Genomic DNA, 9944 nt, shown 5'->3' with positions numbered 1-9944 from the left:
ATTAGCTGTTTTTCTAAACCCATCATCATTTTTATTTGATAAATAATTTTGAACAACTTCAAGTTTAAACTGTTGAGAATATTTAGCCATAGAAAAGCACCCTTCAAATTGGACTAAGAGTGTCCAAATTTCGGGGTGCAGATCACTAAAGCGGGTTTTCTTTTAAAGAAAGATCAGATCAACCAATCAATTTCTTCATTAATTCATTGACTTGTGCAGGGTTAGCCTTACCACGTGATGCTTTCATCACTTGACCAACTAGACCGTTGAAAGCTTTCTCTTTACCAGATTTATACTCTTCAACCATCTTCTCGTTAGCAGCAAGCACTTCTTTAATGATTGCTTCAATCGCGCCTGTATCAGTTTCCTGTTTCAAGCCTTTCTCAGCAATAATCTCGTCCGCAGTTTTGCCTTCTTCCCACATAAAGCCGAACACTTGTTTCGCAATCTTACCGCTAATGGTGTTATCAACAATACGTGCAATCATACCGCCCAATTTCTCACTCGACACAGGAGAGTCGGCAAGGTCTAGGCCAGCTTTGTTTAAAGCACCAGAGAATTCGCCCATCACCCAGTTTGCTGCAATCTTACCTTGTGCAGCACCGCCAGCAGCTTTCACCACTTCTTCGTAAAATTCTGACATTTCACGAGTCAGTGTCAGTACGTGAGCATCATACTCAGTCACACCGAAGTCAGCCACGAAACGCGCACGACGAGCAGCAGGAAGCTCAGGCATTTGCGCTTTAATCGCTTCGATTTGCGCATCTGGAATCACCACAGGCAACAAGTCTGGATCAGGGAAGTAGCGGTAATCATTCGCTTCTTCTTTCGAACGCATTGAACGTGTTTCCATCTTCACAGGGTCGAACAAACGTGTTTCTTGGTCGATGGTGCCGTCCCATTCCAGAATTTCCATTTGACGTTCAATTTCAACATTGATCGCTTGTTCAATGAAACGGAATGAGTTTAAGTTTTTCAATTCACAACGTGTACCGAATGGTTGACCCGGACGACGTAGCGACACGTTACAGTCGGCACGGAATGAACCTTCTGCCATGTTGCCGTCAGAAATGCCTAACCAGCGTACCAGCGTGTGAATCGCTTTAATGTAGGCAACTGCTTCTTCAACAGAACGCATATCCGGTTCAGATACGATTTCTAGAAGCGGCGTACCGGCACGGTTCAAGTCGATGCCTGACATGCCTTCAAACTGGTCGTGGATGGATTTACCTGCATCTTCTTCAAGGTGCGCACGAGTTACGCCAATGCGTTTCACTGTGCCATCTTCAAGTTGGATGTCGATATGACCCAAGCCCACAATCGGGTTATCCATTTGGCTAATTTGGTAGCCTTTTGGAGAGTCAGGGTAGAAATAGTTTTTACGTGCAAATACAGAGGCTTGGTCGATGTAAGCATCGATACCCAGACCAAAGCGAATCGCAAGATCAACCACTTCTTTGTTCAGCACTGGCAATACGCCCGGCATGCCCAAATCTACAAGGCTCGCCTGAGTGTTTGGATCATTACCAAACTCGGTAGAAGAACCAGAGAAGATTTTAGATTTAGTCGCAAGCTGAGTATGAATCTCAATACCAATCACGACTTCCCAACCATCAATCAGGTTTGATTTTGGTTTAGCAGCGTTTTTAGCCATTATGCATTCTCCTCAGCAATTGCAGCGCGTTTAGTATGCCAATCGGTTGCTTGTTGATACTGATGTACCACAGACAACAATTGAGATTCTGACCAGTAGTTACCAATCAGCTGTAAGCCAACTGGCAGGTTGTTCTGGTCAAAACCAACAGGGGCATTAATGGCAGGCAGACCGGCCAGGTTCACCGCAAGGGTGTAAATATCACCCAGATACATTTCTACCGGAGTCAGGTCAGCACCCACTTTATAGGCGGTAGTCGGTGCAGATGGCGCAGCAATCACATCCACCTGTTCAAAGGCTTTCAGGAAGTCTTGCTGAATTAAACGACGGACTTTCTGCGCTTTTACATAGTAGGCATCGTAATAACCGGCAGACAGGGCATAGGTACCAATCAGGATACGGCGCTGAACTTCAGCACCGAAACCTTCTGAACGAGAACGTTTGTACAGGTCCAGAATATCTTTTGGATCTTCACAGCGATAGCCATAACGTACGCCATCATAACGTGACAGGTTTGAAGATGCTTCTGCTGGTGCAATCAGGTAATAGGTTGGTACATAGGCTTCAGTCATGTTGAGATCAACCTCAACCAGAATGGCACCCATCTCTGCTAATTTTTTCAGCGATTCTTCAACGCGTGCTTTTACATCTGCGGCCAGACCGGCAACGTTAAAGTACTGTTTTGGAATACCAATACGTAAACCTTTTAACGATGTACCATTCAGGTTCGCCACGTAATCATCGACATCTTTCTCGACCGACGTTGAATCTTTGGCATCATGACCCGCCATCACGTTCATCAGATACGCACAGTCTTCCGCAGAACGCGCCATAGGACCGCCTTGGTCTAAAGATGATGCGTATGCGATCATACCGAAACGTGAAACACGGCCATAGGTTGGTTTCAGACCGGTCAAGCCACAGAAAGAAGCTGGCTGACGAATCGAACCACCGGTATCGGTACCGGTTGCAAATGGCGCCAGATCAGCCGCGACCACCGCAGCCGAACCACCTGAAGAACCACCCGGTACACGATCCAGTGCCCACGGGTTTTTGGTTGCGCCAAAGTATGAGCTTTCCGAGGTCGAACCCATTGCGAATTCGTCCATGTTCACTTTACCTAAAGTGACTAAGCCAGCAGTTTTACCTTTGGCAACCACCGTAGCATCGTAAGGCGAGATAAAGTTATCCAGCATTTTAGAACCAGCGGTGGTTTTAATGCCTTGGGTACAGAAAATATCTTTATGCGCAATAGGCACACCGGTCAGCACACCAGCGCCGCCAGCTTGACGCAACGCATCGGCAGCATCGGCTTGGGCCAGCGCCTGTTCCGCAGTTACGGTGACATAGGCATTGACCTGGGCATCAATTTTTTCGATGCGTTTTAAATAATGTTCGGTCAATTCGCGAGCAGAGAATTTTGCATTGGCTAAACCCTCAGTCAGTTCACGAATGGATAAGCGATGTAAATCTGTCATGAGAAATATTCTTTACCTGAATTCAACAAAAAGATGAGCGCTGAAAAAATTATTCAATTACGCGTGGTACCAGATACAAACCGTCCTGCACGGCAGGTGCAACGGCCTGATATTCCTCACGATGGTTATCTTCAGACACCACATCTTCACGTAGCGGTTGAGGGTGGTCAAATGGGCTTTTGAGTGGCTCAACGCCATCGGTATTGATGCCTTTTAAGGTTTCCATCATGCCTAAAATTTTATTTAGACTTTGAGCATATTCAGCAGATTGCGTATCATTGAGCGACAACCGAGCAAGATTGGCGATTGCTGAAACTGTTTGTGCATTTAAATCTGCAGAATGCTGTGCATCCGATGTAGACATAACATCACCTAATCAGTATTAAAAATTTTCAAAATATCGTGCGTTATAATAAGCGATTGACTTGTCCAAAGCATCACATTTAGTTAAAGTTGCCAACTTGCGTCCACATAAAGTTTAATCGAGAACGACTCCGTGATTCTAAAACGACTAATTGGCTTGTTTTCACCAGATCTAGCCATTGATTTAGGTACAGCAAATACACTTATTTATGCGCCAGGACGAGGCATTATATTAAATGAACCGACGGTTGTGGCAATTCGTCACAGCGGTTCACAGAAAATCGTTGCCGCAGTCGGTCTGGATGCTAAACAGATGCTGGGTCGTACACCTGCCAATATTTCTGCCATTCGTCCCATGAAAGACGGCGTCATTGCCGACTTTGAAGTGACTGAAACCATGCTGAACCAGTTCATCAGTAAAGTGCATGAAAAGCGCCTGTTTCCGCCTGCACCGCGTGTGGTGGTCTGTGTGCCATGCAAATCGACGCTGGTTGAACGTCGCGCCATTCGTGAGGCAGTGTTTAATGCCGGTGCGCGTGATGTCCGTTTAATTGAAGAGCCGATGGCTGCAGCAATTGGTGCCGGTATGCCGGTTGAGCAGGCGTGTGGTTCGATGGTGGTCGATGTGGGCGGTGGTACAACTGAAATTGCGATTATTTCGCTACAAGGTTGTGTCTATGCAGATTCACTGCGTATTGGTGGTGATGTGTTTGATGAGCAGATCATCAACTATGTCCGTAAAGCGCATGGCTGTGTGATTGGTGAAACCACAGCAGAAACCATCAAGAAAGAAGTGGGCATGGCAGTTCCTGAAGAGGGTGCGAAACCACTGGAAATTGAAGTGCGTGGCCGTAACCTGGCCGAAGGTGTGCCTCGTGCCATTACCGTGACTTCTGATGAAATTACCCAGGCGATTTCTGATCCGCTACAAAATATTGTGTCGGCAGTAAAATCGGCGCTGGAACAAACACCACCAGAATTATCTTCAGATATCGCCGAGCGCGGTATTGTCCTGACCGGCGGTGGTGCCTTGCTGCGTAATCTGGACAAGCTGCTGGCCAAAGAAACCGGCTTGCCAGTGGTTGTGGCTGAAGAACCTTTAACCTGTGTCACCCGTGGTGGTGGCAAGGTACTGGAATTCTTTGATAATCCAAACCATGACATGTTATTTGTAGGCTAATCAAAAGGACCCGGCGGTGCAATCACATCTGTTTTCCAGACAACCGCCATCTTTTCGCTCCTTTATTATTGCGGTCATTACATGCCTGGTGGTGCTGTTTTTTAACTGGCGCATGCCGCATGTAATTCAACCGGCAAGGGATCTCTTGTACGCGGCATATAATCCGATTTATGCGCTGGCAAGTTATCCGGTGTTGTCGCGAGAATGGCTAAGTCAACAAAGTAAATCTGAAGCCCAGCTGCGTCGTGAAAATACCGCGATGCAGGCTGAGCTGCTTCAGGCACAGGTACGCCTGCAAAAACTCTCCGAACTGTCTGCCGAAAATACCCGTTTACGTGGCCTGCTCGATACGCCACTGATCATTGACGGACGCATGGAAATTGCCGAAGTGATTGGGACCGATGCCGATCCGCTACGACATATTATTGTGATTAACCGCGGCGCCAACCGTCAGCTCAAAGTCGGGCAAACCGTGCTGGATGATCGTGGTATTATGGGCCAGATTGTTGATGTCTATCCGCACAGTAGCCGGGTGATGCTGCTGTCTGATAAAGAACATTCGCTGTCGGTACGTCTGGAACATACCGGTATGCGCGCGATTGTTTCGGGTACGGGTGACTTAGGTCGTTTAAAAATGGAATATGTGCCGACCAGCGCCAATATCAAAGTCGGTGAAAAAGTCTATAGCTCCGGACTCGGTGAACATTTCCCGGCAGGTTATCTGGTCGGAACTATTTCCAAGGTCAGCCGGCATAACTCGGGCGAGTTTGCGCAAATTGATGTGATTCCTGCTGCACAGCTGGCCGGTGGACATCATGTGGTGGTGTTATTCTCTGAATCCTTATCACGGGAGCAGCCACATGCCAATCGCTAAAATGGGCCAGCGCAAACCCAAAGATCCTTTATTCCCGATTATTTTTTCGGTCATTATTGCCTCGGTGCTGCTGGTTTATCCTTTGTCTTATGGCTTATCGGGCTGGCGTCCGGTATTTATGATGATGGTGATGCTGTTCTGGGTCATGAGCCAGCCGACCTGGTGCGGCGTCTGGTTTGCCTTTGGCACCGGCCTGTTTGCAGATTTGTTGCTGGATGCACCGCTGGGCATGAATGCCTTAAGTTTTGTATTAATTACTTTTGTGGCGCGATTCTTGACCCGTGAACGGCGGGTGATGACTTTTGCCAATTTATGGGTGATTGCCAGTATTGCCATTGTGGTCCATCTGGCGCTGATCTGGCTGTTACAGGTTATGGCCGGTATTGAATTTCCATTTGCCCGTCACTGGCAACCGGTGCTGTCCAGCATTCTGGTCTGGCCGGTGCTGTATTATCTGCTACGAAAATGGCGCAGCGTATAATTCTGGCCTCCAGCTCACCTCGACGCCGTGAGCTGCTTGCACAGTTGGGGCTGCAATTTGAGATCTACAGCCCGGACATCGACGAGTCTATCTTGCCAGATGAGCCAGTTGAGCAGTATGTTGAGCGGCTGGCCTGTGCCAAAGCTGATGCTGTGTTGGCACGTTTTCCAGAGGCGATTGTGATTGCCGCTGATACCAGTTTGGGCGTTGATGGGCAGATTTTAGGAAAACCAGAATCTAAGGCGCATGCCTTTGCCATGTGGCAGCAGATTTCTGGTCGAAAACATGATGTATTTTCAGGTGTTTGCGTACGCACAAAAGCAGAAAAATACAGTATAGTGGTACGTACCCAGGTTGAATTTCAAGCGCTGAGCCTGAGTGACATGGAGCGTTATTGGGCCAGTGGAGAGCCGCTGGGCAAGGCGGGAGCCTATGCCATACAGGGCATTGCAGCACGTTATATCCCGCGTATTGAAGGTAGTTATAGCAACGTGGTGGGATTGCCGCTGCATGAAACCGTACAGTTATTACAGACAGTTAAGGCACTAAATTAACTGCTGCTACAAGAATTTTTATAAGGCTTTGAGTTGTATTATGTCTGACGAGTTGTTGATTAACGTCACGCCTATGGAATGTCGTGTCGCGTTAATTCAAAACGGCACGGTCAATGAATTATTTGTTGAACGTACCGCCAAACGTGGTTTAGTAGGAAATATTTATAAAGGCAAAGTGGTACGGGTGCTGCCAGGCATGCAGGCCGCCTTTGTCGATATTGGGTTGTCACGTACCGCTTTTTTACACATCAATGACATGGTCTGGCCACGCAGCCAACCAACGCCAAATGTCTTTGAGCTGTTACAGCCGGGGCAAATCCTTACCGTGCAGGTCATGAAAGACATGCTCGGCACCAAAGGTGCGCGCCTGTCGACCGATCTGTCAATTCCTTCGCGTTATCTGGTATTGATGCCATTTGGCAGTCATATTGGCGTATCACAGCGGATTGAGTCGGATGAAGAGCGTGACCGTTTACGTTCGATGATTGAACGGATTCAGAAACAGCATAAACTGCCGGGCTCGGTGATTGTTCGTACCGCTGCAGAAGGGGTGGAAGAAGCCGCCATTGCCCAGGATATGGCCTATTTGGCCAAGCTGTGGGAGCATATTCAGCGTAAACAGAAAATTATTGCGGTGCCGTCTTTAATTTTTGAAGAGCTGCCTTTGCCGCAGCGCGTGATTCGTGATCTGGCCAATGAAGAAACTGCCAAAATCTATGTCGATTCACGTGAAATCTATGCCAAGCTGAAAGACTTTGTCGATGAGTTTGTGCCGAATATGCAAAACCGCTTGTTGCATTATCCGGGCGAACGGCCGCTGTTCGATTTATACAATGTCGAAGAAGATATCCAGAAGGCGCTTCAAACCCGCGTGGCGCTGAAATCGGGTGGCTATCTGATGATTGATCAGACCGAAGCCATGACCACCATTGATATCAATACCGGTTCTTATGTCGGCGGGCGTAGTCTGGAAGACACGGTCTTTAAAACTAATATGGAAGCCACACAGGTGATTGCACGTCAGTTGCGACTGCGTAATCTGGGCGGGATTATCATCATTGATTTTATTGACATGCAGGAAGCACAGCATCGTGAAGAAGTGATGGGCCAGTTCGAGAAAATGCTGGAACGCGATCATGCTAAAACCAAAATTACCCAGGTGTCTGAACTGGGTCTGGTGGAAATGACCCGTAAGCGTACCCGTGAATCTCTGGAACATTTGCTGTGTGAGTCTTGTCCAACCTGTCAGGGCCGCGGTTATGTGAAAACAGCCGAGTCAGTGTGTTACGAGATTTTTCGAGAAATTATGCGCTATGCACGTGCCTTTGAATCTCAGCGTGGCTTTACTGTCGTTGCCCATCCATCGGTGATTGACCGGCTGTTAACCGCAGAAGCACCAGCCGTCGCGGATCTGGAGCATTTCGTGAATCGTGTCATAAAATTCCAGGTGGAAAATTTATACACGCAAGAGCAATACGATATCATTTTAAGCTGAAATTGTAACAGGATATCGTTAAACAGTTGTTACATCTGAAATTTTACTTTTTTAGGTAGATTCACAATACTAAGCATACACCAGAGCCAAAGCCGTAATCTCCCTTACGGTTTCAGCAAAATGAGGTCTATCATGGGTATGAGCGAAGTCGTGATTAATAAAAGTCTTAAAGTTTTAGAACCAAAAACTGTACACAGTGCGGCGTATATCGTAGATGAGCAAGGTAAAGAAGTACAAATTACTACCGCCATGATTCGCACCGTCTGTCAGCAATTATTAAAACAATGTCGAACCATTAAAAGTTAAGGGGCCTTTTGAAAGCCCCTTAATTTTTTCTCTTATCATTACAATTTTAAAAAAGAGATTCATACTTTTCGTCTGAATCTCGATATTCTTCCGGCCTGGGCCGAGTCTTTCAACTGACTTTTTGTTCCACCTCGTCCAAGGTCACATCTACCGTTTCAATAATCCGTTCAAAACGCTGAATTTCATCTTCCAGATGCTGTAACAGGTTCTGCATTTTTGGCAGGGCATTGCGACAGGCCGTTAAACCGACTTCCAGCTTGTCCTGATAACTGGTCATGGTGATATTCAGCGCTTGACCATCCAGCACAATTGAAGCCGGATACAGTGCTTCGAGTTTGGCACCATTCCAGTACAGCGCTTCACGCGGTCCCGGTACATTGGAAATGACCAGGTTAAAGGCCTGACGTTTTGGCATTAAACCAGACACAATGTTTAGGCCGGCGGCGCTATAAACAAAGGCGCTATAGTTGAGAATCTGGTTGGCATTCATGCGTTTAAAGCGTTCTTTGGCATTTAGTACGCTGCGGCGAATAATGCTGAGACGTTCCAGCGGATTGTCCTTATGCGTCGCCAGATTGGCCAGAATCATGGTAATCCGGTTGGATACATCGGAATCATCGCTACGGACTGAGGCGGGCACCATGGCAATTAGTGGTTTTCTTGGCAGGGCATTCTGGCTGAGTAAATATTCACGTAAGGCACCTGAACAGATGGCTAGCACAATGTCATTAATCGTCACGCCTAGGGCCTTGGCAATTTTATGCAGACGGGCAAACTCATAGGACTGTGCAGCAAAGCGGCGTGAAGAACTGACGCGCTGATTCAGAATTGAACTTGGCGCCTGGAAGCTGGATACATAATCCGGATTACGGCCCATATCTTTCATTACGGTTTGTGATAACTCGTACATGACTCGCGGTGTGGCTTCCAGCTGGCTTTTCAGGCCTGCTGCAATATTTTTAAAGCGGCTGGCTTTTGGCTCTTTCAGGCGTTTGGCGCGGCGGCCTTCTACACACCAAGGCGGTACAATACTTTTGGCATCCGGATCGTGTGAGAGCGATTTTTCCAGTAAACGCATGCCGGCAATGCCATCAACCATGGCATGATGGATTTTGAAGTACATGGCAAAGCGGTTGCCTTCAATGCCTTCAATAATATGACAGGTCCACAGCGGTTTGGCGCGGTCAATCAGTGCGCTGTGTTCTTGAGAAATATAGGTCAGTAATTCACGGATTCGTCCCGGATGAGGCAGGGCGATATGACGGAAATGATGGTCCAGATCAAATTCAGGATCTTCATCCCAGAATAGTCCATTTAATTTATTGTTAAATGGTGGAATCGGCATCGATTGAGAATTACGGATGTCTTCGACCAGATCTTGAATAAAGGTTTCAGGTGCGTTCTCTGGAATCTGAAATAGGAATAACCCCCCAACATGCATTGGTTGCTGGCGTTTTTCTAAAGACAGAAAGATAAAATCAATCGGATGTAATGGACGCATAGCGTTAATTGCCTCACTGCAATATGACCGACCCTCATTGGAACGGCTTTTTAGAATT

At 47.2% G+C, this 9944-nt stretch carries 10 protein-coding genes; 6 read left to right on the top strand and 4 right to left on the bottom strand.

Going from position 1 to position 9944, the window contains the following annotated elements:
• Positions 1-178 precede the first annotated feature (178 nt).
• The 3 genes from gatB to gatC are packed head-to-tail and all read right to left on the bottom strand — an operon-like array spanning position 179 to position 3496.
• Positions 179-1654, bottom strand: a complete 1476-nt coding sequence (gene gatB / locus FTT63_RS04295; RefSeq protein WP_180192017.1) for an Asp-tRNA(Asn)/Glu-tRNA(Gln) amidotransferase subunit GatB — start codon at positions 1652-1654, stop codon at positions 179-181.
• Positions 1654-3132: an Asp-tRNA(Asn)/Glu-tRNA(Gln) amidotransferase subunit GatA gene (gene gatA / locus FTT63_RS04290; RefSeq protein ID WP_163170335.1), complete on the bottom strand. Its 1479-nt coding sequence runs from the start codon at positions 3130-3132 to the stop codon at positions 1654-1656. The genes gatB and gatA overlap by 1 nt, the downstream gene beginning before the upstream one ends.
• A gap of 49 nt (positions 3133-3181) precedes the next feature.
• Complete coding sequence (gatC, locus tag FTT63_RS04285) at positions 3182-3496, bottom strand: Asp-tRNA(Asn)/Glu-tRNA(Gln) amidotransferase subunit GatC (protein WP_045796270.1); 315 nt, start codon at positions 3494-3496, stop codon at positions 3182-3184.
• A gap of 132 nt (positions 3497-3628) precedes the next feature.
• On the opposite strand from gatC, the gene FTT63_RS04280 reads away from it, so the two are divergent.
• From FTT63_RS04280 to FTT63_RS04255, 6 genes are all read left to right on the top strand, one after another.
• A complete protein-coding gene (locus tag FTT63_RS04280) occupies positions 3629-4675 on the top strand; it encodes a rod shape-determining protein (protein ID WP_005179708.1) in 1047 nt (348 codons plus the stop codon).
• Between the two features lie 16 nt (positions 4676-4691).
• On the top strand, positions 4692-5549 hold the full coding sequence (gene mreC, locus FTT63_RS04275) for a rod shape-determining protein MreC (protein ID WP_005179707.1): 858 nt from the start codon (positions 4692-4694) through the stop codon (positions 5547-5549).
• The gene (gene mreD / locus FTT63_RS04270) at positions 5536-6030 is read left to right on the top strand and encodes a rod shape-determining protein MreD (RefSeq protein WP_016659382.1); all 495 of its coding nucleotides are present in this window, start codon (positions 5536-5538) and stop codon (positions 6028-6030) included. Before mreC ends, mreD begins: the two co-directional genes overlap by 14 nt.
• Positions 6015-6584 (top strand): Maf family nucleotide pyrophosphatase, encoded by a 570-nt coding sequence (locus tag FTT63_RS04265; RefSeq protein WP_163170334.1) that lies wholly within the window; start codon positions 6015-6017, stop codon positions 6582-6584. The genes mreD and FTT63_RS04265 overlap by 16 nt, the downstream gene beginning before the upstream one ends.
• A 40-nt stretch (positions 6585-6624) precedes the next feature.
• Positions 6625-8079, top strand: a complete 1455-nt coding sequence (rng, locus tag FTT63_RS04260; protein ID WP_075168139.1) for a ribonuclease G — start codon at positions 6625-6627, stop codon at positions 8077-8079.
• A gap of 132 nt (positions 8080-8211) precedes the next feature.
• On the top strand, positions 8212-8385 hold the full coding sequence (locus FTT63_RS04255; protein WP_005179698.1) for a PA1571 family protein: 174 nt from the start codon (positions 8212-8214) through the stop codon (positions 8383-8385).
• Positions 8386-8494: 109 nt separating this feature from the next.
• Here FTT63_RS04255 and FTT63_RS04250 read toward each other — a convergent pair whose 3' ends face one another.
• Positions 8495-9886: a wax ester/triacylglycerol synthase family O-acyltransferase gene (locus tag FTT63_RS04250; RefSeq protein WP_005179696.1), complete on the bottom strand. Its 1392-nt coding sequence runs from the start codon at positions 9884-9886 to the stop codon at positions 8495-8497.
• Between the last annotated feature and the right edge of the window lie 58 nt (positions 9887-9944).

This window comes from Acinetobacter sp. C15 (genome assembly GCF_013420645.1).
GTDB classification, from domain to species: Bacteria; Pseudomonadota; Gammaproteobacteria; order Pseudomonadales; family Moraxellaceae; genus Acinetobacter; species Acinetobacter indicus.
The sequence above is the reverse complement of the archived record's forward strand: the minus strand, read 5'-3'. Positions and strand labels throughout refer to the sequence as shown.

Excerpts from the sequence above, each read along its gene's own strand:
- gatB (WP_180192017.1), bottom strand. The coding sequence starts at position 1,654 with ATGGCTAAAAACGCTGCTAAACCAAAATCAAACCTGATTGATGGTTGG.
- gatA (WP_163170335.1), bottom strand. The coding sequence starts at position 3,132 with ATGACAGATTTACATCGCTTATCCATTCGTGAACTGACTGAGGGTTTA.
- gatC (WP_045796270.1), bottom strand. The coding sequence starts at position 3,496 with ATGTCTACATCGGATGCACAGCATTCTGCAGATTTAAATGCACAAACA.
- mreD (WP_016659382.1), top strand. The coding sequence starts at position 5,536 with ATGCCAATCGCTAAAATGGGCCAGCGCAAACCCAAAGATCCTTTATTC.
- FTT63_RS04265 (WP_163170334.1), top strand. The coding sequence starts at position 6,015 with ATGGCGCAGCGTATAATTCTGGCCTCCAGCTCACCTCGACGCCGTGAG.
- rng (WP_075168139.1), top strand. The coding sequence starts at position 6,625 with ATGTCTGACGAGTTGTTGATTAACGTCACGCCTATGGAATGTCGTGTC.
- FTT63_RS04255 (WP_005179698.1), top strand. The coding sequence starts at position 8,212 with ATGGGTATGAGCGAAGTCGTGATTAATAAAAGTCTTAAAGTTTTAGAA.
- FTT63_RS04250 (WP_005179696.1), bottom strand. The coding sequence starts at position 9,886 with ATGCGTCCATTACATCCGATTGATTTTATCTTTCTGTCTTTAGAAAAA.